Raw genomic sequence first — 20,291 nt, forward strand, 5'->3', positions numbered from 1 at the left:
CCACTTGCCGCTCTGGAACCGCAATGACCAAAGTCGACTTCTATATCCTGCCCAGCGCCGATCCTTCAGCGCGCCTGGATTTCGCCTGCAAGCTCACCGAGAAAGCCTGGCGCATGGGCCACCGCATCTACCTGCATTGCAGCGATGCGGCCCAGCGCGACGATCTCGATGCGCGTCTGTGGGCATTCAAGGGTGAAAGCTTCGTGCCCCACGGCCCGGCCGACAGCGAACCGGACGGTTTGATCGTGCTGGGACTCGGGCAAGACTGCGGTGAGCATCAGGATCTGCTGGTCAATCTCGACCTGAAAGTCCCGGCCTTCGCCAGCAAATTCGCCCGCGTGGCGGAAGTGGTGGTGGAAGATCCGACCATCCGAGCGGCGGCGCGGGAGAGTTTCCGTTTCTACCGCGAACAGGGCTATTCTCTGCAAGACCACCGTTTACAGCGACTCTGAGCACTCCAATGGACACTCCGAAACCGCAACAGAAGTCCGCACACCTGCTGGACGATCTCGAATCGATCCGCCAGTTGCTCGGCGATGACAACCTGCAACCGCCGCTGTTGACCGATACGGTCGATGACAGCGAACAGGAACAGATTCCAATGCTGTTCGACTCCGTCGGCAACCAGCCGGCGGCCGTCGAGCCGCCACCAGCGCCGCCGGCTGCCCCGGCTGCCGCACCGGTCGATAAAGGCCCGGACGCCTTGCTGCACCTGGACAGCGAACTGCGCGCCGCCGCGCAATTGATCATGCAAGACGTGATCGACGACTTCGCCCCGCACATCGAGACCGAAATCAAACGCCGCCTCGATGCGCGGATGGAGCGGCTGCTCGCCGCAGCTGCAAGCGGCAAGCTTTAAGCTGCAAGCCAAAGCCAAAGCAAATCCGCCGTGCTCCTCTTGAAGCTTGCAGCTTGTGGCTTGTGGCTGTCCCCACGGCTATACTTCCCGGCTTTTCCTGAATAAATGCCAATAGGGTCCCGCCGCGCATGGATAAGACCTACCAGCCGCACGCCATTGAAACTTCCTGGTACAAGACCTGGGAGTCCGAGAACTACTTCGCCCCGCAAGGCGCGGGCGAGTCCTACACCATCATGATCCCGCCGCCGAACGTCACCGGCAGCCTGCACATGGGTCACGGTTTCAACAACGCGATCATGGACGCGTTGATCCGTTTCCGCCGCATGCAGGGTCGCGATACCCTGTGGCAGCCGGGCACCGACCACGCCGGTATCGCCACGCAGATGCTGGTTGAGCGCCAACTCGAAGCCCAGGGCCAGAATCGTCACGATCTGGGCCGGGAAAAATTTCTCGAGAAAGTCTGGGAGTGGAAAGATCAGTCCGGTGGCAACATCAGCCGGCAGATCCGTCGTCTCGGCTCGTCCGTCGACTGGAGCCGCGAGCGCTTCACCATGGACGACGGCCTCTCGGAAGCGGTCAAGGAAGCCTTCGTGCGTCTGCATGAGGACGGCCTGATCTACCGCGGCAAGCGTCTGGTCAACTGGGACACCAAACTGCACACGGCGATTTCCGACCTCGAAGTGGAAAACCACGAAGAGAAAGGCTTCCTGTGGAACCTGAAATACCCATTGGCCGATGGTGTGAAAACCGCCGAGGGCAATGACTTCCTGATCGTCGCCACCACCCGTCCGGAAACCATGCTCGGCGACTCCGCCGTCGCGGTTAATCCGAACGACGAGCGCTACAAAGCCCTGATCGGCAAATTCGTCGAGCTGCCACTGGTTGGCCGGCGCATCCCGATCATCGCCGACGATTATTGCGACCCTGAATTCGGCACCGGCTGCGTGAAAATCACCCCGGCCCACGATTTCAACGACTACGAAGTCGGCAAGCGCCACAACCTGCCGCTGCTGAACATCTTCGACAAGAACGCCAACGTGCTGCCTGCCGCGCAGGTGTTCAACCTTGACGGCACGCTGAACGAGAGCATCGACGGCAAGATTCCGGCGGAGTTCGCCGGGCTGGAGCGTTTCGAGGCGCGCAAGCAGATCGTCGCCGCGTTCGACGCTGCCGGTCTGCTGGTGAGCGTCAACGATCACAACCTGAAAACGCCGAAAGGCGATCGCTCCGGCACGGTCATCGAGCCGTGGCTGACCGACCAGTGGTACGTATCGACCAAGCCTCTGGCCGAGCCGGCGATTGCTGCCGTTGAAGACGGTCGCATCCAGTTCGTGCCCAAGCAGTACGAAAACATGTACTTCTCGTGGATGCGCGACATCCAGGACTGGTGCATCAGCCGTCAGCTGTGGTGGGGCCACCGGATTCCGGCCTGGTACGACGAGTCGGGCAAGGTCTACGTCGGTCGCGACGAAGCCGAAGTGCGTGCCAAGCACAACCTCGGCCCGGACGTTGCGCTGCAACAGGACAACGACGTACTCGACACCTGGTTCAGTTCCGGCCTGTGGACCTTCTCGACCCTGGGCTGGCCTGAGCAGACCGAGTTTCTGAAGAAATTCCACTCCACCGACGTGCTGGTCACCGGTTTCGACATCATTTTCTTCTGGGTTGCCCGGATGATCATGATGACCATGCACCTGATGAAGAACGAAGACGGCACGCCGCAGGTTCCGTTCAAGACCGTGTACGTACACGGTCTGGTACGCGACGGCCAGGGCCAGAAGATGTCCAAGTCCAAGGGCAACGTCCTTGACCCGCTGGACATCATCGACGGCATCGACCTGGAAACCCTGGTGCAGAAGCGCACCTCGGGCCTGATGCAACCGAAACTGGCGAAGAAGATCGAGAAAGCCACCCGCGAAGAATTCGCCAACGGCATCGAAAGCTACGGCACCGACGCCCTGCGCTTCACCTTCTGCTCGCTGGCCTCGACCGGTCGCGACATCAAGTTCGACATGGGTCGCGTCGAAGGCTATCGCAACTTCTGCAACAAGATCTGGAACGCCGCGCGTTACGTTCTGGACAAGGGCGAAGATTGCGGCCAGAACGGCGAAGCCTACGAGCTGTCGCTGGCAGATCGCTGGATCATCTCGCAGCTGCAACGCACCGAAGCCGAAGTGACCCGCCAACTGGATCAGTTCCGTTTCGACCTCGCCGCGCAAGCGTTGTACGAGTTCATCTGGAACCAGTACTGCGACTGGTATCTGGAACTGTCCAAGCCTGTGCTGTGGGACGAGAACGCGCCGGTCGAACGTCAGCGCGGTACTCGCCGGACGCTGGTGCGCGTGCTGGAAGTGGCGCTGCGTCTTGCGCATCCGTTCATGCCGTTCATCACTGAAGAAATCTGGCAGCGTATCGCGCCGCTGGCCGGTATTCAGGGCAAAACGATCATGCTGCAGCCTTGGCCGGTGGCCAACGAAGAACGCATCGATCCGGCGGCGGAAAACGACATCGAATGGCTCAAGGAACTGATGCTCGGCACGCGCAACATTCGTGGCGAGATGAACATCGGCCCGGGCAAGCCACTGCCGATCTTCCTGAAGAACGTCAGCGCTGAAGACCAGCGCCGCCTGAGCGAGAACGAAGCGCTGCTGAAGAAGCTGGCGCGTCTGGAATCGATCACCGTGCTCGCCGCTGGCGAAGAAGCACCGCTGTCCGCTACCGCACTGGTGGGCGAGATGGAAGTGCTGGTACCAATGGCCGGTCTGATCGACAAGGGCGCGGAACTGGCGCGTCTGGACAAGGAAATCCTGCGTCTGCAGGGCGAAGTCCAGCGGGTTGGCGGCAAGCTCTCCAACGCAGGATTCGTCGACAAGGCCCCGGCCGAAGTCATCGAGAAGGAACGCGCCAAACTGGCCGAGGCCGAGCAGGCCCTGGGCAAACTGGCCGAGCAGCACGCGCGGATTGCCAGTCTGTAACGGCAAATCGCACTGAAGAAGGGAGGCCCAGGTGGCCTCCCTTTTTTATTCCTGCAAAATCTCGAATCCCCTGTGGGAGCGAGCCTGCTCGCGAAAGCGGCGTGTCAGCCGACAAATCTGTCAGATGTAAAACCGCGTTCGCGAGCAGGCTCGCTCCCACAGTTTGAACGGTGTTGCCTTCAGATGTGGGACAATGCCCGCCACTTTCAGCCATACCCGAATTGACCACGCCCATGACCGCCCCCCGCACACCCAAACCTGCGCGCAAGAAGCCTGACGCCGCGTCCCCGAGCAAAGCCGTCGAGCCGCGCGAGAAGGCCAGCCTGCATCCGCGCAATCGCCATCAGGGTCGTTACGACTTTCCGGCACTGATCAAGACCACGCCGGAACTGGCCAAGTACGTGATCACCAACCCGTACGGCAAGGAAAGCATCGACTTCGCCAGCCCCGACGCGGTGCGGGTGTTCAATCGGGCGCTGCTCAAGGCGTTCTATGGCATTCAGCATTGGGACATCCCGGCGGACTACCTCTGCCCTCCGGTTCCGGGGCGTGCCGACTATGTGCACTTTCTCGCCGACCTGCTGGCGAGCATGAACGACGGCAAGGTCCCGCGCGGCGCGATCGTCAATGTGCTGGATATCGGCATGGGCGCCAACTGCGTTTATCCGCTGATCGGCAACAGCGAATATCGCTGGCACTTCCTCGGCTCGGAGATCGATCCGACAGCCGTGGCGGCGGCGCGAGCCATCGTGCAGTCCAATGATCTGAGCAAAGTGATCCAGCTGCGCCAGCAGGAAAACCGCAAGCACATCCTTATCGGCTTGCTGGAGCCGGGCGAGCGTTTTGACCTGACCATGTGCAACCCGCCGTTCCACGCCTCGATGGAAGAAGCGACCAAGGGCAGCGAGCGCAAGTGGCGCGCCTTGGGCAAGGCCGACCCGAAACGCAAGCTGCCGGTGCTGAACTTCGGCGGGCAATCGGCGGAGCTGTGGTGTGAAGGCGGTGAAGCGCGCTTCGTGACGCAGTTGATTGCCGAGAGCGCGAACTTCCAGCACAAGGTGTTGTGGTTCAGCACCCTGGTGTCGAAGGCCTCGAACCTGCCGGCCATCGAGACGGCACTGAAGAAGGCCGGCGTGCTGGAAAGCCAGGTCGTGGAGATGTCGCAGGGGCAGAAGCAGAGCCGCTTTGTCGCCTGGACCTTCCAGACCAAGTCCGAGCAGCAGATCTGGCGGCGTGAGCGCTGGGTGCGCTAAGGCGCTGTAGATCGACCTGTGGGAGCGAGCCTGCTCGCTCCCACATTGGCCCTGCGATTCAGTCGCCAAATCACAGACACAAAAAAACCGTGCCCCGGATCACTCCGAAGCACGGTTTTTTTTATCGCTGCGTCTTACTTGTTCACAGCGTCGGTCAGGCCTTTGGCCACAACCAGCTTGATCACTTTCTTTGCAGGGATTTCGATGGCAGCGCCAGTCGAAGGGTTACGGCCGGTGCGGGCAGGACGCTCGGTCACTTTCAGCTTGCCGATACCTGGCAAGGTGATTTCGCCGCCGTTTTCCAGCTGATCGGCAACGATTTGGCCCAGTTGGTCCAGAGCGTTACGCGCGGTGGTTTTCGGCGCGTCGATAGCTTCAGCGATGTCGGCGATCAGTTGGTCTTTAGTAAGAGCCATGTAGTGTTCCTTCCCTATCAAATTCATATGGATTGCAGAGTGCAGTGTCAGCCATCGAGCCCGATCTTCTGGATCTGGCACCCTCGGCGATAACCACGACGAGTCGGGTTATAGATGCCGAAATCAGGGTTTGGTTCGACCTGACAAATGCTGAATGCACGCTTAACGCAGTGACTTCGCGTAAGACCGGGCAAAACTAGCACAGCGACAAGGAAATATCCGCCTCTAGCTACCCATTTGGTCAGCTTTATTGCGCTAAATCGGTAAAAAACCGCTTAAGGCTGGGCGCGCGCCCCGGTTTTGCCCTGCAACCCGCGCCAAAACCAGTGGTTGCGGTACACTGAGCGCTTTTTCGGGGGAGCCTGCCCTCCTCCCTTCCAACAGCCGAGAAGCCCATGCCGATCCGTCATTGCATCGTCCACCTGATCGACAAAAAACCCGACGGCACGCCCGCAGTTCTGCACGCCCGTGACTCTGAACTGGCCGAGTCCGCCGCCATCGAAAACATGCTCGCCGACCTCAACGAAAGCTACAACGCCAAACAGGGCAAAGCCTGGGGCCTGTTCCATCCGGAATCCGGCGCGTTCCCGTTCAGCGGCTGGCTGAAGGAGTACATGGACGGCGGCCGTGACTTCACCGCGTTCAGTAAAGTGGCGGTCGAGCATCTGCAGAAGCTGATGGAAGAATCCAACCTGTCGGTGGGCGGCCACGTGCTGTTCGCCCACTATCAGCAAGGTATGACTGACTATCTGGCGATCGCCCTGCTGCACCACAGCGAAGGTGTGGCGGTGACCGATGAGCTCGACGTGACGCCTTCGCGCCATCTCGACCTTGGCCAGTTGCATCTGGCAGCGCGGATCAACGTTTCCGAGTGGCAGAACAACAAGCAGTCCAAACAGTACATTTCGTTCATCAAGGGCAAGAATGGCAAGAAGGTCTCGGAATATTTCCGCGACTTCATCGGCTGCCAGGAAGGCGTCGACGGCCCCGGCGAGACCCGCACCCTGCTCAAAGCCTTCAGCGACTTTGTCGAGAGCGAAGACCTGCCGGAAGACTCGGCCCGCGAGAAAACCAAGACTCTGGTCGACTACGCCAGCAGCCAGGCCAAGCTCGGCGAACCGATGGGCCTTGAGGAGCTGTCGGAGCTGATCGACGAAGAACGCCCGAAGGCCTTCTACGATCACATTCGCAACAAGGACTACGGCCTCTCGCCAGAGATTCCGGCAGACAAGCGCACCCTCAATCAATTCCGCCGCTTCACCGGCCGCGCCGAAGGCCTGTCGATCAGCTTCGAAGCGCATCTGCTGGGGTCGAAGATCGAGTACGACGAAGAGAACGGCACTTTGATCATCAAAGGCCTGCCGACTTCGCTGACCGACCAGCTGAAGCGGCGTAACTGATGCTCGGCAACGTGCTGAAAAAAGTCGCCCTGGTACTGCTGGTGGTCGTGGTCTATCAGAACTGGGGCAAGATCGAGCGGGTGTTCAACCCCGCGCAAATGGTTTCTGAGCAGACGCGGGCGCAAGCCAATGTCGTGCTCTATGCCACCGACTGGTGCGGCTACTGCAAACAGACCAAACGCTTTCTCGACAGCAAGGGCATACCGTTCAAGGAGTTCGACATCGAGAAGGATGCCGATGCGCGCAAGGCGTATGAGGCATTGGGTGGACGCGGGATTCCGCTGATTGATGTGAACGGTACGTTGATTCGCGGGTTTGATCCGGAAGAAATCCTCGCTGCCCTCAAATAATCCATTGTGGGAGCGAGCCTGCTCGCGAAAGCGCTGCATCAGCCAACGACATGTTGAATGATCCATCGTCTTCGCGAGCAGGCTCGCTCCCACAGGTTTTGCCGCTGACTTGATAAATCAGCGCGCCTCGATACGGAACCCAAAGCGCGGAAAGTGCACATGCACCACGCCGCCACGTTCGTCTTCACGCCGAATGATCAGCTCTTCACGGCCAGCAAACAGCAGCTCGCCCACCACCGGATCAACGCCGTAATCGATAGCGGCAATTGCCACTTGCTGGCCCGCCTTGAAGCCGTTCGGATCAACGAACCGCTCATCCGGCAATGCCGCTGGCGTCGCGTTACGCGCGACCTCCAGTGCCTCGGCGGAAGACATCTCGCTCGCTGCGCCATGGCCGAACCCCAACACTCGACCCAGCCACGCCGCCACCGCCGGATATTCATCCACCAGCGGCGCCGTGACGTGCGTCGCCTTGAGGAACCACAGCGGATGCGCCAGGGCGAAGTCGGCAATCGATGGCTCGCCGAAGAGGAAGTCGCCCTGCTCGCGCTGCAACTGCTGCTCCAGACGCGCCATGATCGTCGGCCACTGATGTTTGGCCTGCTCGGCGGACAAACGCGTGGCACTGCCGCCGCTGAACAAGCCGGCGCGGTCGGCGAGGAATGCCTTGATCGCTTCCGGAGGCAATTTGCCGAAACGCACCGCCACCGATTCCGGCTGGAACACCAGGCTCACGGCGTGCTGGAACACCACCGAATCGGCCCACGCCGCAAAACTGGCGCTGGTCATTTCCTGGCCCTCGGGGAAGAACGCCGGCAGGGCTTTTTCCTGTTCCAGGCGTCGAGCGATCAGTGCGGTGTCGCAATAGATGTCAGCACCGATCTGCAACACCGGAGTCTTGCGGTAGCCACCGGTCAATGCCGTCAGATCCGGCTTTGGCATCACCGGGGAAATATGCACCGAACGCCAGGACAGGCCTTTGAAACCCAGCAGCAGGCGGGCCTTCTCGGCGAATGGAGAGGTCGGGTAATGGTGCAGAATCAACTCGGGCATGCTCGGCTCCGCCGCTGGAAAAGTGAATCCGCAGCTTAGCGTGCATTACCTGACAGGCCTACAGATCTGCCTGATGGAAACCAATCAGTCAGATTGATAAGACGCGACGAGGCATTCCTTGGCGCTTTTGCGCAGCTTCTTGATCAGCCGTTCCTGGCGCAGAGCATCGCTTTTGTCGCGGCACAGTTCGGTGTAGACCAGCGCCATCGCCGGGCTGGAGAGAAAGAACCGCGCGCCCTTGCCGCTCTGGTGCTTGGCAAAACGCCGCACCGGGTCGTCGCTGATTCCGCAGTACAACGAGCCATTGGCGGCACGCACGAGGTAGACGAACCAGGATTTAGTCACTGGTTCGGCAGCATCGACGGATTGTTCGCTAAGACTGGTCACTTCGGGATCTGAACGTGTAGGAAAACAGGCGGCGATCTTATCAGCGCCCAGCCTGAAATGCCTTCAGTCCCTTGCGCGCCTGGGCGCGGACGGCGTTGCGCACGAGCGGCGTCCAGCCCAGCAGCAGGCCTTTGAAACCCAACGCCTGGCGCGACCAGCGCCACAGATCGAAGTGGTCGTGATGCTCGCAGATCTTGCCGTCACGGAACACGAATCGCGCCTGGATATCGTTGATGACGATGTTGCCGGTCTGGCTGAACAGGTAGGTCGCGACCCAGTGTGCTCCGCCGCTGCGTTCGTCGGCGCGTACGTTGTCGAAGGTCAGGGAGAAATCCTTGGCGCGGGTAGTCAGCATGCGCCACATGTCGCCGGCATCGCGCCCGCGCAGTTCACCAAAGGCCGGATCACTGAAGACCACGTCATCGGTGTAGCAGGCGGCCATGGCTTCTGCGTCAAGGCGCTGAAAGGCTTGGTAGAAGCGGGTGATCAGGGCGCTGTGGGCTTCGCTCAAGGCAGTCTCCAAAAAATAGGTACAGATTGCCAGCACCATAATCTGCCGCGCGCAGAAACACTATCGGCAATACGCAAAACCCTTGTGGGAGCGAGCCTGCTCGCGAAGGCAATTCAACATTCAACATCCATGTTGACTGAAACACCGCTTTCGGGAGCAGGCTCGCTCCCACATTTGCACCCAGTGCATTCAGATCTTTTCGCTTTGCACCTGCACATACAACGCCCGCCCAGCACCCAGCCCGGCCAGGATCGCACCAGCGCCGATAATGCCGAAAATCCAGCCCAGCGCATTCCAGCCGCCGGTCCAGTCATGCACCACGCCCACGGCAAACGGCCCCATGGACGCCAGGGTGTAGCCAAAACCCTGGGACATGCTCGACAGGTTCGCCGCGACATGGGAATCGCGCGAGCGCAGCACGATCAGGGTCAGGGCCAGACTGAACGTACCGCCCTGCCCCAGCCCGAGCAGAATCGCCCAGCCCCACAGACCTTCGATAGGTGCGTAGAGGCAGCCGAACAGGCCGGCCAGGGTCAGCGCCATGACCACGACGATCGCCAGACGCTGATCCTTGCCACGGGTCGCCAGCCACGGCGCGGCCAGCGAACTGACCAGTTGAATGATCACCGAACCGGACAGCACCAATCCGGCCTGAGTCGGTGTCAGCCCGCGCCCGATGAGGATCGACGGCAACCAGCCAAACACGATGTAGGCCAGCGACGATTGCAGGCCCATGTACAAGGTCACCTGCCAGGCCAGCGGATCACGCAGCAACCCGCGCACGCGATAGGCGACGTTGTGTGCGCCATGTTTGGAGCCGACTTGTGGCAGCCAGAAAACCGCCGCCACCAATGCCGGAATCACCCAGAACCCCAGGCCCATCGCCCAGCTGTTGCCGAAGTGCTCACTCAGCGGCACGGTCGAACCCGCCGCCATCGCCGCGCCCAGGCACAGCGCCATGGTGTAGACGCCGGTCATGGTCCCGGCGTGTTTGGCGAAGTCGCGCTTGACGATGCCTGGCAGCAGCACGCCGACGATGCCGATGCTGGCGCCGCCAAGCACGCTGCCGGCGAACAGCCCGATCTCGCCGAAATTGCTGCGCAGGATGATGCCGCCGGCCAGTGTCAGCAGAATCCCCAACACCACGCGCTCAGCACCAAACCGCCGCGCAAGGATCGGCGCCAGCGGTGCGAACAAGCCCAAGCACAGCACCGGCAACGTGGTCAGCAATCCCGCCTGCGCCGCAGACAGCCCGAGGCTTCTGGAGACCTCGCTGAGCAATGGCGCCATGCTCGACAACGCCGGGCGCAGGTTCAGCGCCACTAGAATCAGCCCGAGCAGCAACAGCCACGGACGTTTTACCAACGGATGGCTTTGCTGCACCTGCTCGTCGTCGGCCTCGGCATCGATCAGCAGCTCTTCAAGTTCGGGGGTGCGTTTCGATGCTGTGGATAACTCACTGCGGGACATGGTCTTCTCGGTTTCAAGGTTCATTGATCAACTGCCTCGACAAGGCTTTGGCCCGTTCCGGGTCGCGTTGCTCGACCGCATCGAGCAAGTCGATGTGCAGATCGAACACTTCCTGACGGCGCGGGGAGATATTCAGGGTCTGGCGCAATTGCGCGCCGACGATGCTGGAAAAGTAGCGATACAACTCGCTGAGGGTCGGGTTGTGCGCGGCGTCGACCAGTCGGCGATGGAACACCAGATCGCAGGCGATATAGGTGTCGAGATCGCCGTGGTAATGGCTGCCGCTGGTGCCGAGCGCTTCACGCAGCGCCGCCAGATCCTCATCGGTACGACGCAACGCCGCCAGGCCGATGGCCTCGACTTCAAGGATGTGCCGGGTCTCCCGGGCCTGCTCCAGCGAACAACGCGATAGCGCTTTAAGTGTGTCGAGCGGGTCGACCAGCGCACGAAGATAACTGCCGTCGCCCTGGCGAATTTCGATCAATCCCGAGAACGCCAGAACACGCATCGCCTCACGCACCGTGTTGCGGCTGATGCCCAGCTCGGCGCACAGCTCAGGCTCGGTCGGCAGACGCTCGCCGACCTGCCACGCACCGCTGTTGATGCGCTGACGCAGTTGATCCAAAGCCTGATCGACCAGGGATCGCTTGATCAAAGGGGAAATGTCGGACATGAACCTCACCTTTTCATCCAATCATAGGATGAATTTTCCGACATGTTAGTCAGACCCATGTAGGACGGCAACCACCTAGGGTCAATCGGAGACACATGAAGCGGCATTTCCGATTGGTCAAAATTACCCTTTAAGGGTAATTTCAGGGACAGGGTTTTGGCTTCTTATGGAAAAGAACACACCCCATTACGACTTGGCGGTGATCAAGTCTGAAGTGAGGCGACTGGGTCAAAACGCTTTCACCAAAACTTCAGTAAGGTCAGCTGAGAAGCTCGGCTTCAATGTCAGCGAAATGCAGGAGATTGTTTTCGAGCTACAAACCAGGATGTTGTACAAATCGATGACTACTTATGAGGATCATCGAATCTGGCAAGACGTGTATCACATCAATTCACGAGATCAGGAGATTTACATCAAGGTGACATACCGCCCCGGCGGCGGCCCACCGGTGATCTCCTTCAATGAGAACAACCCATGAAAACCCAGCAATGTGTCAGCTGCGGTGCACGTGAGGGAATGAGGCATTTTCAGGGGCGTGGCGAAACCCTCAAAGTCAAAGGCATGGAGCGTCGTGTCGATAATCTTTCTGGCTGGGAATGCCAGAACTGCGGTGAGATTGAATGGGACGCCGAGACCGATAGTGCGGAGCGGTATTGCAACGCAGGTGATGAGTTGGTCATCGCTGCCAGGAAAATGATCGGCGACGAGATGAAGCGGATTCGCCGCAAATTGCATCTGACGCAAAAAGAGACGGTGCAACTGCTATCTGGGGGTGGGCATAACGCATTCTCTCGCTACGAGCGCGGCGAAATCTTGCCGCCCAAGGCACTCATACTGCTGATGCGTTTATTGGATCGTTACCCATATTTGCTAACCGATGCAAAGACTCTCGGCGAAGGTGCAGATTTGAGAGGTTTCGAGCACATCGTCCACAAAGAACATGAATCCCTTTCGGTTTCCTGACCCCGAAAAAACAACCCGGCACATGGCCGGGTTGGTTTCACTTATCAACCATCAATGCAAAATCTGACTCAAGAACAACTTGGTCCGATCATTCTGCGGATTGTCGAAGAAATCGTTCGGCGCGGCCTGTTCAACGATTTCGCCCTTGTCCATGAAGATAACGCGGTTGGCCACGGTGCGGGCGAAGCCCATTTCGTGGGTCACGCAGAGCATGGTCATACCGTCTTCGGCCAGACCGATCATGGTGTCGAGAACCTCTTTCACCATTTCCGGATCGAGCGCTGAAGTCGGCTCGTCAAACAGCATGATTTTCGGCTTCATGCACAAGGCGCGGGCGATCGCCACACGCTGCTGCTGACCACCGGACAGTTGCCCCGGGTACTTGTGCGCCTGCTCCGGAATGCGTACGCGCTCCAGGTAATGCATGGCGATTTCTTCGGCCTTGCGCTTGGGCATTTTGCGCACCCACATCGGCGCCAGGGTGCAGTTCTGCAGGATGGTCAGGTGCGGGAACAGGTTGAAGTGCTGGAACACCATGCCGACTTCGCGACGGATCGCTTCGATCTGCTTGAGGTCATTGGTCAGTTCCACGCCATCGACGACGATGCGCCCCTGCTGGTGTTCTTCCAGACGATTGAGGCAACGGATCGTGGTCGATTTACCGGAACCCGACGGGCCGCACAGGACGATGCGCTCGCCCTGTTTGACGTTGAGGTTGATGTCCTTGAGTACGTGAAACTGGCCGTACCACTTGTTCACGCCCTGCATCTGGATGATGCCTTCCGGACCCACAGGCTTTTTGATTGCTTCGCTCATTTACAGAGAACTCCTAACGCTTGTGGCCAGTGTCGAGCTTGCGTTCCAGATGCATGGAATAGCGCGACATACCAAAACAGAAAATCCAGAACACCAGGGCGGCGAACACGTAGCCTTCGGTGGCCATGCCCAGCCATTTCGGGTCGGCAGCGGCTTGCTTGACGCTGTTGAGCAGGTCAAAGAGGCCGATGATGATCACCAGGCTGGTGTCCTTGAACAGCGCAATGAACGTGTTGACGATGCCCGGGATCACCAGCTTCAGCGCTTGCGGCAGAATCACCAGGCCCATCGAACGCCAGTAACCGAGGCCCATCGCTGCAGCCGCTTCGTACTGCCCTTTGGGAATCGCTTGCAGACCACCGCGCACCACTTCGGCGACGTACGCCGACTGGAACAGGATCACGCCGATCAGCGCCCGCAGCAGCTTGTCGAAGTTCATGCCTTCGGGCAGGAACAGCGGCAGCATCACCGAGGACATGAACAACACCGTGATCAACGGCACGCCGCGCCAGAACTCGATGAAAGTCACGCAGACCACACGAATCGCCGGCATATTGGAACGCCGTCCCAGCGCCAGCACGATGCCCAGCGGCAATGCTCCGGCGATGCCGACGGTGGCGATCACCAGGGTCAGCATCAGGCCACCCCACTGGCTGGTCGGCACGGTGGTCAGACCGAAACCGCCGTGCAACAAGATGAAGGCGATGATCGGGTACAGCACCAGGAAGCTCAGGCCGTACACCGCTTTACGCGGCACGCGCGAGATGAACAGCGGTGCTGCGCCAATGACCGCCAGCCACACGGTCAGGTCGACGCGCCAGCGCAGCTCGGTCGGGTAGTAGCCGTACATGAATTGGCCGAAACGCTGCTGAATGAACACCCAGCAGGCGCCTTCCTTGGTGCAGTCGGCGCGAGTGGTGCCGACCCAGTTGGCATCGACGATCGCCCAGCTGAGGATCGGTGGCACGACCAGGTAGATCAGGTAGAACGCAAACAGCGTCAGCAGGGTGTTGAGCCAGCTGGAGAACATGTTCGCGCGCATCCACGCCACCACGCCGATGCTGCTGTTCGGTGGAGGCATGTCGGGTTTGAAAGTATGAGTACTCATGCGCTTTTCCTTACCGCTCGATCAGCGCAATGCGCTTGTTGTACCAGTTCATCAGCAGGGAAATGCTGATACTGATCGCCAGGTACACGCTCATGGTGATGGCAATCACTTCGATGGCCTGCCCGGTCTGGTTGAGCACGGTGCCGGCGAACAGCGAAACCATTTCCGGGTAACCGATACCGGCGGCCAGCGAAGAGTTCTTCGCCAGGTTCAGGTATTGGCTGGTCAGCGGCGGAATGATCACGCGCAGGGCTTGCGGGATGATCACCTTGCGCAGGGTCGGGCCGTTGCGCAGGCCGAGGGAACGCGCGGCTTCGGTCTGGCCGTGGCTGACCGACTTGATCCCGGAACGCACGATCTCGGCGATGAACGCTGCGGTGTACACGGTGAGCGCCAGGGTCAATGCCAGCAGTTCCGGGATCAACACCCAGCCGCCGACGAAGTTGAAGCCCTTGAGCTCGGGCATTTCCCAGTGCAGCGGAGCGCCGAAGATCAGCGCGCACAGGGTCGGGATCACCAGCGCAATTGCCAGGCCGGTCCAGAACTTGTGGAACGGTACGCCGGTTTCTTCGAAACGCTTGTTGGCCCAGCGGCACATCAGCACGATGCCGACAATGGCCAGGACGATGCTGATCACGAACGCCCAGAAGCCGTCGGCAGCGAGTGCGGCCGGCATGTTCAGGCCACGGCTGCTGACGAAGAAGGTGTCGCCGAAGTTGTGGCTGTTGCGCGGCCCCGGCATGGTCAGGAACACCGCGAAGTACCAGAACAGGATCTGCAGCAGCGGCGGAATGTTGCGGAATACTTCCACATACACCGTCGCCAGTTTGGCGATGATCCAGTTCTGCGACAGCCGCGCCACGCCAACGATGAAACCGAGAATCGTCGCCAGGATCACGCCGATAAAGGTCACCAACAGGGTGTTGAGCAGGCCGATGACAAACACCCGCGCGTAACTGTCCGCTTCGGTGTAGTCGATCAGGGTTTGAGCGATGCCGAATCCGGCACTGCGCTCCAGAAAGCTGAAGCCGGAGGTGATGCCCCGGTGCTGAAGGTTGGTTTGCGTATTGTCGAACAGGTACCAGCCAAGCGAGACCACCGCCACAACGGTGATGATCTGGAATAGCCACGCACGCACTCGTGGATCGCTGAGGCTGAGCCTCTGCTTTGGTGCGCCGATTGAATTTTGCATGAAGTGCCCCGGAAGAAATGGAACAAGAACATCACCCGGCGGTTGGCCCGCCGGGCGATAGAACCATTAGCGCACTGGTGGTGCGTACTGAATGCCGCCGTTGTTCCACAGGGCGTTCAGGCCACGGTCGATTTCCAGCGGAGTGCTCTTGCCGAGGTTTTTCTCGAAGATTTCGCCGTAGTTGCCGACTTGCTTGACGATCTGCACAACCCAGTCTTTCGGCAGTTTCAGGTCTTTGCCGTACTCGCCGTCAGCGCCGAGCATACGGGCCACGTCCGGGTTCTTGGTGGACTTGGCTTCAGCTTCGACGTTCTTCGAAGTGATGCCGGCTTCTTCGGCATTGAGCAGCGCATAGCCGACCCAACGCACGATGGCCAGCCACTCGTCGTCGCCGTTACGTACGACCGGGCCCAGTGGTTCTTTGGAAATGGTTTCCGGCAACACCACGTAGTCCTTCGGCGAGGCCAGCTTGCTGCGCTGGGCGAACAGCTGGGACTTGTCGGAGGTCAGCACGTCGCAACGACCGGATTCCAGCGACTTGGCGCTTTCATCGGAGGTATCGAAGGTGATCGGGGTGTATTTCAGACCGTTGCCACGGAAGTAGTCGGAAACGTTCAGTTCGGTGGTGGTACCGGCCTGGATGCAGATGGTCGCGCCGTCGAGCTCTTTGGCACTTTTCACGCCCAGCTTGTTGTTCACCAGGAAGCCGATGCCGTCGTAGTAGGTGATGAAGCCCGGGAATTTCAGGCCCATGCCCGCGTCACGGGAACTGGTCATGGTGGTGTTGCGCGACAGGATGTCGATCTCGCCGGATTGCAGCGCGGTGAAGCGCTCCTTGGCGTTCAACTGGCTGAACTTGACCTTGTTGGCGTCGCCGAAAACGGCTGCCGCCACAGCGCGGCAGACGTCAGCATCGATGCCGAGGATCTTGCCGGTCGCATCCGGTACCGAGAAGCCCGGCAGACCGTCGCTCACGCCACACTGCACGAAACCTTTTTTCTGTACCGCATCCAGGGTTGCACCCGCCTGAGCGAACCCGCTGACGCCGAGTACTGCTGCAGCAGTCACGACCGCCAGAGTGGATTTCAACATCTTCATTCAAACCTCCAGTTTTGCTCTTGTTGTGTCGGAGCTTGAGTCCTGTCGCACCCTTTTGAGGCGTTGTTGACCCGTGTTGGCTTTTTTTGGGGTCAACCGACGTAAGACCTTCGCTATGAGTCTAGTAGGAGAAAATCCACATCATGGATCACTCACTTCTCACCAATCGGCCGAACGGGCTGTAGCCCTTTCACGTTCGCTAAGCCCGTAGCGGCCATTGGCGAACATCCATCACCGGATTCGTTGCTATCCCATCGCGCGACTGACACTGATAGTGTTACCGCCGCGCAACGGATGCTTCGTACGCAAAGCTCCATAGCAAACGCCGTACCACACCGCTTGCGAAAGTGATTGTGCGACACGTCAATAGCTAAACTTGTAACCTTGCGACATCTTGTTAACGGATCAACCGGGCGCGCACTTCAATCACGCACTCATTGTGAGCGCCCGCACATTTTTGGAGCAGACATGACCGAGCCCTTGATTCTTCAGCCTGTTAAGCCCGCAGACGCCTGCGTGATCTGGCTGCACGGCCTCGGCGCCGACCGCTACGACTTCCTGCCGGTAGCCGAGGCGTTGCAGGAAAGTCTGTTGAGCACGCGCTTTGTGCTGCCGCAGGCACCGACCCGTCCAGTGACGATAAATGGCGGATATGCCATGCCCAGCTGGTATGACATCAAGGCCATGAGCCCGGCCCGGGCGATCGATCGCGACGAACTGGAGGCGTCGGCAGAGCGCATCATCGAGCTGATCGAAAACCAGCGCGCCAGCGGAATAGACGCCTCGCGGATTTTCCTTGCCGGGTTTTCGCAAGGCGGCGCGGTGGTATTGCATACCGCGTTCCTTAAATGGCAGGGACCGCTGGGTGGGGTGCTGGCGTTGTCGACGTACGCACCGACATTCAGCGAAGAACTGGAGTTATCCGCCAGTCAGCAGCGTATTCCGGTGCTGTGTCTGCACGGGCAGTTCGATGGCGTGGTGCAGAACTCGATGGGGCGCACTGCCTATGAGCATTTGGTGAAGCATGGTGTCACCGTGACATGGCAGGAATACCCAATGGAGCACGAAGTGTTACCTGAAGAGATCCGCGACGTCGGCGTCTGGCTGAGCGAACGCCTGCGCTGATTTGCGAGCAATGTCCGCCCATTGATCCCTCCTACTACGCCGCGCCCGATTCTTGCATTACACTGGCCGGCGTACATTCCTTAACCAACTGATGAGATGACCGTGCTCAAAGCACTCAAGAAGATGTTCGGTAAAAGCGAGGCTGAGCAGCTCGCGCCAGTTCCCAGTGCGCCGTCGCACGCCCCCGGTCATCGCACCGATGCCCCGCAGGCCGACCGCCCCGCTCCCGCAGCCGCACCGAAGCCAGAAGAAATACCCGCTGCGCCAGCGCCAATTGCCGTAGAGCCTGCACCCAGCGAAGCGCCGAAACCGGCCAGGCCACGTCGCGAACCGAAGCCCAAGGCACCGGTCATTCCATGGAAACTCGAAGACTTCGTCGTCGAGCCGCAGGAAGGCAAAACCCGCTTTCACGATTTCAAGCTTGCTCCGGAACTGATGCACGCCATCCAGGATCTGGGCTTTCCGTACTGCACGCCGATCCAGGCGCAGGTGCTGGGTTTCACCCTCGCCGGCAAAGACGCCATTGGCCGCGCGCAGACCGGCACCGGCAAGACCGCCGCATTCCTGATCTCGATCATCACTCAGTTGCTGCAGACGCCGCCGCCGAAAGAGCGCTACATGGGCGAACCGCGCGCGCTGATCATCGCGCCGACCCGTGAGCTGGTGGTGCAGATCGCCAAGGACGCCGCTGACCTGACCAAGTACACCGGCCTCAACGTCATGACCTTCGTCGGCGGCATGGACTTCGACAAACAGCTCAAGCACCTCGAAGCACGTCATTGCGACATCCTCGTCGCCACGCCGGGCCGCTTGCTCGACTTCAACCAGCGCGGCGACGTGCATCTGGACATGGTTGAAGTGATGGTGCTGGACGAAGCCGACCGCATGCTCGACATGGGTTTCATCCCACAGGTACGGCAGATCATTCGCCAGACCCCGCCGAAATCCGAGCGCCAGACCCTGCTGTTCTCCGCGACCTTCACCGAAGACGTGATGAATCTGGCCAAGCAATGGACCACCGACCCGGCCATCGTCGAAATCGAAATCACCAACGTCGCCAACGAGAACGTCGAGCAGCACATCTACGCCGTGGCCGCTGCCGACAAATACAAGCTGCTCTACAACCTGGTCAACGACAACGGTTGGGAGCGGGTCATCGTGTTTGCCAACCGCAAGGACGAAGTACGCCGCATCGAAGAGCGTCTGGTGCGTGACGGCATCAACGCCGCGCAACTCTCCGGTGATGTGCCGCAGCACAAGCGCATCAAAACCCTGGAAGGTTTCCGTGAAGGCAAGATTCGCGTGCTGGTCGCCACCGATGTCGCCGGTCGCGGCATCCACATCGACGGTATCAGCCACGTGATCAACTTCACTTTGCCGGAAGTGCCGGACGACTACGTGCACCGCATTGGCCGTACCGGTCGCGCAGGCGCTGACGGTGTGTCGATCAGCTTTGCCGGCGAGGACGACTCCTACCAGTTGCCGTCGATCGAAGAAAAACTTGGTCGCAAGATCAGCTGCGAAACCCCGCCGACGCATCTGCTGCGTGCGGTTGAGCGCAAGCGTCCGCAGTAAGCCCCGCTATATGAGAAAGCGCAGCCGGAAACGGACTGCGCTTTTTTTATGCCCGATGGTTGCTCGCCAGAACTAAAAGTCCATAATGGAAAAATAAGTTTAGTTTTGGAGCGCGAAATGTCCAGTACGCCCTATGTGATCGATCAAGCCCAGGCCCATGAGCTATTGGCGCGTATCGATGTGCCGCAAATCCTGCGCAAGCTGTTCTGCGATCTGGCGGCCGGTAACGCCGTGCAGCCGACGCAGCAATTGGTCGAGTTCCCGCAGGGCGCCGGCGACTTCATCAATTATCTGGGCGTGCTGGCCGAGGACGGCGTGTACGGAGTGAAGACTTCGCCGTACATCGTCCGTGAGCAGGGTGCGCTGGTGACGGCATGGACATTGTTGATGTCGATGAAAACCGGCCAACCGCTGCTGCTCTGTGATGCCGGCGAACTGACCACCGCGCGCACCGCCGCGACCACGGCAGTGGCGGTCGACGCCCTCGCCCCGTTGGACGCCCAGCGACTGGCAATCATCGGCAGCGGCAAGGTCGCTCAGGCGCATCTGCATTACGCCAAGGCGCTGCGCGACTGGCAGAGCATCAGCCTGTATTCGCCATCGCTGCTGGAAGATGCGGAAACACAGACTGTGTTGAAGTCCATCGCGCCGTCACTGAAGATTGCCGACAGCCGCGAGACCGCCATCTCCGATGCTGACGTGATCATGCTCTGCACCTCGTCTGCCGGGCCGGTGATCGATCCGGCGCAACTGCACAAACCGGCGCTGATCACCTCGATCAGCACCAACGCCCCGCGCGCCCATGAAGTAACGCCGCAAAGCCTCAACGACATGCAGGTGTTCTGCGACTATCGTCTGACCACGCCGGGTTCGGCAGGTGAGATGCTGATTGCCGCCGAACAGCATGGCTGGAGCAAGGATTCGATTGTCGGCGACCTCGCCGACTTGCTCAGCGAAAAAGTGCAGCGCCCGGATTACGTCCGTCACGTGTTCTTCCGTTCAATCGGCTTGGGCCTGGAAGACATCGCCCTCGCCAATGCGGTTTATCACTTAACCCACTAACGCCA

21 protein-coding genes are annotated in these 20,291 nt (G+C 59.9%); 11 read left to right on the top strand and 10 right to left on the bottom strand.

Annotated features, from left to right (window positions below):
- Positions 1–23: 23 nt before the first annotated feature.
- The 4 genes from JWU58_RS22600 to rlmF all read left to right on the top strand — a co-directional run bounded on the left by JWU58_RS22600 (position 24) and on the right by rlmF (position 5,087).
- Positions 24–452: a DNA polymerase III subunit chi gene (locus tag JWU58_RS22600; protein ID WP_016771568.1), complete on the top strand. Its 429-nt coding sequence runs from the start codon at positions 24–26 to the stop codon at positions 450–452.
- Between the two features lie 8 nt (positions 453–460).
- Positions 461–859 carry a DNA polymerase III subunit chi gene (locus JWU58_RS22605; RefSeq protein ID WP_110647046.1) on the top strand — a complete coding sequence of 133 codons (399 nt, stop codon included), beginning with the start codon at positions 461–463 and terminating at the stop codon, positions 857–859.
- 128 nt (positions 860–987) lie between these two features.
- Positions 988–3,834, top strand: coding sequence for a valine--tRNA ligase (locus JWU58_RS22610; RefSeq protein ID WP_016771570.1), 2,847 nt, complete (start codon positions 988–990; stop codon positions 3,832–3,834).
- Between the two features lie 233 nt (positions 3,835–4,067).
- The gene (rlmF, locus tag JWU58_RS22615; RefSeq protein WP_016771571.1) at positions 4,068–5,087 is read left to right on the top strand and encodes a 23S rRNA (adenine(1618)-N(6))-methyltransferase RlmF; all 1,020 of its coding nucleotides are present in this window, start codon (positions 4,068–4,070) and stop codon (positions 5,085–5,087) included.
- A 134-nt stretch (positions 5,088–5,221) separates the two neighbouring features.
- On the opposite strand, the gene JWU58_RS22620 is transcribed toward rlmF, so the two are convergent.
- On the bottom strand, positions 5,222–5,503 hold the full coding sequence (locus JWU58_RS22620; protein WP_003221909.1) for an HU family DNA-binding protein: 282 nt from the start codon (positions 5,501–5,503) through the stop codon (positions 5,222–5,224).
- A gap of 395 nt (positions 5,504–5,898) precedes the next feature.
- Here JWU58_RS22620 and yejK point away from each other — a divergent pair, with 395 nt between their 5' ends.
- A complete protein-coding gene (gene yejK / locus JWU58_RS22625) occupies positions 5,899–6,903 on the top strand; it encodes a nucleoid-associated protein YejK (protein WP_016771572.1) in 1,005 nt (334 codons plus the stop codon).
- Complete coding sequence (locus JWU58_RS22630) at positions 6,903–7,253, top strand: glutaredoxin family protein (RefSeq protein WP_122610751.1); 351 nt, start codon at positions 6,903–6,905, stop codon at positions 7,251–7,253. The genes yejK and JWU58_RS22630 overlap by 1 nt, the downstream gene beginning before the upstream one ends.
- A gap of 117 nt (positions 7,254–7,370) precedes the next feature.
- Here the strand turns inward: JWU58_RS22630 and JWU58_RS22635 are convergent, their stop codons facing one another.
- From JWU58_RS22635 to JWU58_RS22655, 5 genes are all read right to left on the bottom strand, one after another.
- Positions 7,371–8,306: a glutathione S-transferase family protein gene (locus JWU58_RS22635; RefSeq protein ID WP_206421014.1), complete on the bottom strand. Its 936-nt coding sequence runs from the start codon at positions 8,304–8,306 to the stop codon at positions 7,371–7,373.
- An 84-nt stretch (positions 8,307–8,390) separates the two neighbouring features.
- Entirely contained in the window at positions 8,391–8,693 is a 303-nt protein-coding gene (locus JWU58_RS22640; protein WP_206421015.1) for a GIY-YIG nuclease family protein, read from the bottom strand.
- A 40-nt stretch (positions 8,694–8,733) separates the two neighbouring features.
- Positions 8,734–9,204, bottom strand: coding sequence for a nuclear transport factor 2 family protein (locus JWU58_RS22645; protein WP_071174467.1), 471 nt, complete (start codon positions 9,202–9,204; stop codon positions 8,734–8,736).
- Positions 9,205–9,393: 189 nt separating this feature from the next.
- Positions 9,394–10,698, bottom strand: a complete 1,305-nt coding sequence (locus JWU58_RS22650) for a CynX/NimT family MFS transporter (protein WP_206421016.1) — start codon at positions 10,696–10,698, stop codon at positions 9,394–9,396.
- A complete protein-coding gene (locus JWU58_RS22655) occupies positions 10,688–11,347 on the bottom strand; it encodes a FadR/GntR family transcriptional regulator (protein WP_016771578.1) in 660 nt (219 codons plus the stop codon). Before JWU58_RS22655 ends, JWU58_RS22650 begins: the two co-directional genes overlap by 11 nt.
- Before the next feature lie 166 nt (positions 11,348–11,513).
- Between JWU58_RS22655 and JWU58_RS22660 the strand changes: the two genes are divergently transcribed.
- A complete protein-coding gene (locus tag JWU58_RS22660; RefSeq protein WP_206421017.1) occupies positions 11,514–11,825 on the top strand; it encodes a type II toxin-antitoxin system MqsR family toxin in 312 nt (103 codons plus the stop codon).
- Positions 11,822–12,310, top strand: a complete 489-nt coding sequence (locus JWU58_RS22665) for a type II toxin-antitoxin system MqsA family antitoxin (protein WP_123443479.1) — start codon at positions 11,822–11,824, stop codon at positions 12,308–12,310. The genes JWU58_RS22660 and JWU58_RS22665 overlap by 4 nt, the downstream gene beginning before the upstream one ends.
- A gap of 51 nt (positions 12,311–12,361) precedes the next feature.
- Here JWU58_RS22665 and JWU58_RS22670 read toward each other — a convergent pair whose 3' ends face one another.
- From JWU58_RS22670 to JWU58_RS22685, 4 genes are all read right to left on the bottom strand, one after another.
- Positions 12,362–13,126, bottom strand: coding sequence for an amino acid ABC transporter ATP-binding protein (locus JWU58_RS22670; protein ID WP_016771581.1), 765 nt, complete (start codon positions 13,124–13,126; stop codon positions 12,362–12,364).
- Between the two features lie 13 nt (positions 13,127–13,139).
- Entirely contained in the window at positions 13,140–14,234 is a 1,095-nt protein-coding gene (locus JWU58_RS22675; RefSeq protein WP_024011693.1) for an amino acid ABC transporter permease, read from the bottom strand.
- Between the two features lie 10 nt (positions 14,235–14,244).
- Positions 14,245–15,426 carry an amino acid ABC transporter permease gene (locus JWU58_RS22680; protein ID WP_071174462.1) on the bottom strand — a complete coding sequence of 394 codons (1,182 nt, stop codon included), beginning with the start codon at positions 15,424–15,426 and terminating at the stop codon, positions 14,245–14,247.
- A gap of 66 nt (positions 15,427–15,492) precedes the next feature.
- Positions 15,493–16,524 carry an amino acid ABC transporter substrate-binding protein gene (locus tag JWU58_RS22685; protein ID WP_016771583.1) on the bottom strand — a complete coding sequence of 344 codons (1,032 nt, stop codon included), beginning with the start codon at positions 16,522–16,524 and terminating at the stop codon, positions 15,493–15,495.
- A gap of 468 nt (positions 16,525–16,992) precedes the next feature.
- Between JWU58_RS22685 and JWU58_RS22690 the strand changes: the two genes are divergently transcribed.
- The 3 genes from JWU58_RS22690 to JWU58_RS22700 all read left to right on the top strand — a co-directional run bounded on the left by JWU58_RS22690 (position 16,993) and on the right by JWU58_RS22700 (position 20,286).
- Positions 16,993–17,649, top strand: a complete 657-nt coding sequence (locus JWU58_RS22690; RefSeq protein WP_071174461.1) for an alpha/beta hydrolase — start codon at positions 16,993–16,995, stop codon at positions 17,647–17,649.
- A 96-nt stretch (positions 17,650–17,745) separates the two neighbouring features.
- A complete protein-coding gene (gene rhlB, locus JWU58_RS22695; RefSeq protein WP_016771585.1) occupies positions 17,746–19,224 on the top strand; it encodes an ATP-dependent RNA helicase RhlB in 1,479 nt (492 codons plus the stop codon).
- A gap of 117 nt (positions 19,225–19,341) precedes the next feature.
- On the top strand, positions 19,342–20,286 hold the full coding sequence (locus JWU58_RS22700) for an ornithine cyclodeaminase family protein (protein WP_206421018.1): 945 nt from the start codon (positions 19,342–19,344) through the stop codon (positions 20,284–20,286).
- The last annotated feature ends 5 nt before the right edge of the window (positions 20,287–20,291 follow it).

This window comes from Pseudomonas atacamensis (assembly GCF_017167965.1).
Lineage (GTDB): Bacteria > Pseudomonadota > Gammaproteobacteria > Pseudomonadales > Pseudomonadaceae > Aquipseudomonas > Aquipseudomonas atacamensis.

Excerpts from the sequence above, each read along its gene's own strand:
- JWU58_RS22600 (WP_016771568.1), top strand. The coding sequence starts at position 24 with ATGACCAAAGTCGACTTCTATATCCTGCCCAGCGCCGATCCTTCAGCG.
- JWU58_RS22605 (WP_110647046.1), top strand. The coding sequence starts at position 461 with ATGGACACTCCGAAACCGCAACAGAAGTCCGCACACCTGCTGGACGAT.
- JWU58_RS22610 (WP_016771570.1), top strand. The coding sequence starts at position 988 with ATGGATAAGACCTACCAGCCGCACGCCATTGAAACTTCCTGGTACAAG.
- rlmF (WP_016771571.1), top strand. The coding sequence starts at position 4,068 with ATGACCGCCCCCCGCACACCCAAACCTGCGCGCAAGAAGCCTGACGCC.
- JWU58_RS22620 (WP_003221909.1), bottom strand. The coding sequence starts at position 5,503 with ATGGCTCTTACTAAAGACCAACTGATCGCCGACATCGCTGAAGCTATC.
- yejK (WP_016771572.1), top strand. The coding sequence starts at position 5,899 with ATGCCGATCCGTCATTGCATCGTCCACCTGATCGACAAAAAACCCGAC.
- JWU58_RS22630 (WP_122610751.1), top strand. The coding sequence starts at position 6,903 with ATGCTCGGCAACGTGCTGAAAAAAGTCGCCCTGGTACTGCTGGTGGTC.
- JWU58_RS22635 (WP_206421014.1), bottom strand. The coding sequence starts at position 8,306 with ATGCCCGAGTTGATTCTGCACCATTACCCGACCTCTCCATTCGCCGAG.
- JWU58_RS22650 (WP_206421016.1), bottom strand. The coding sequence starts at position 10,698 with ATGAACCTTGAAACCGAGAAGACCATGTCCCGCAGTGAGTTATCCACA.
- JWU58_RS22655 (WP_016771578.1), bottom strand. The coding sequence starts at position 11,347 with ATGTCCGACATTTCCCCTTTGATCAAGCGATCCCTGGTCGATCAGGCT.
- JWU58_RS22660 (WP_206421017.1), top strand. The coding sequence starts at position 11,514 with ATGGAAAAGAACACACCCCATTACGACTTGGCGGTGATCAAGTCTGAA.
- JWU58_RS22665 (WP_123443479.1), top strand. The coding sequence starts at position 11,822 with ATGAAAACCCAGCAATGTGTCAGCTGCGGTGCACGTGAGGGAATGAGG.
- JWU58_RS22670 (WP_016771581.1), bottom strand. The coding sequence starts at position 13,126 with ATGAGCGAAGCAATCAAAAAGCCTGTGGGTCCGGAAGGCATCATCCAG.
- JWU58_RS22675 (WP_024011693.1), bottom strand. The coding sequence starts at position 14,234 with ATGAGTACTCATACTTTCAAACCCGACATGCCTCCACCGAACAGCAGC.
- JWU58_RS22680 (WP_071174462.1), bottom strand. The coding sequence starts at position 15,426 with ATGCAAAATTCAATCGGCGCACCAAAGCAGAGGCTCAGCCTCAGCGAT.
- JWU58_RS22685 (WP_016771583.1), bottom strand. The coding sequence starts at position 16,524 with ATGAAGATGTTGAAATCCACTCTGGCGGTCGTGACTGCTGCAGCAGTA.
- JWU58_RS22690 (WP_071174461.1), top strand. The coding sequence starts at position 16,993 with ATGACCGAGCCCTTGATTCTTCAGCCTGTTAAGCCCGCAGACGCCTGC.
- rhlB (WP_016771585.1), top strand. The coding sequence starts at position 17,746 with ATGACCGTGCTCAAAGCACTCAAGAAGATGTTCGGTAAAAGCGAGGCT.
- JWU58_RS22700 (WP_206421018.1), top strand. The coding sequence starts at position 19,342 with ATGTCCAGTACGCCCTATGTGATCGATCAAGCCCAGGCCCATGAGCTA.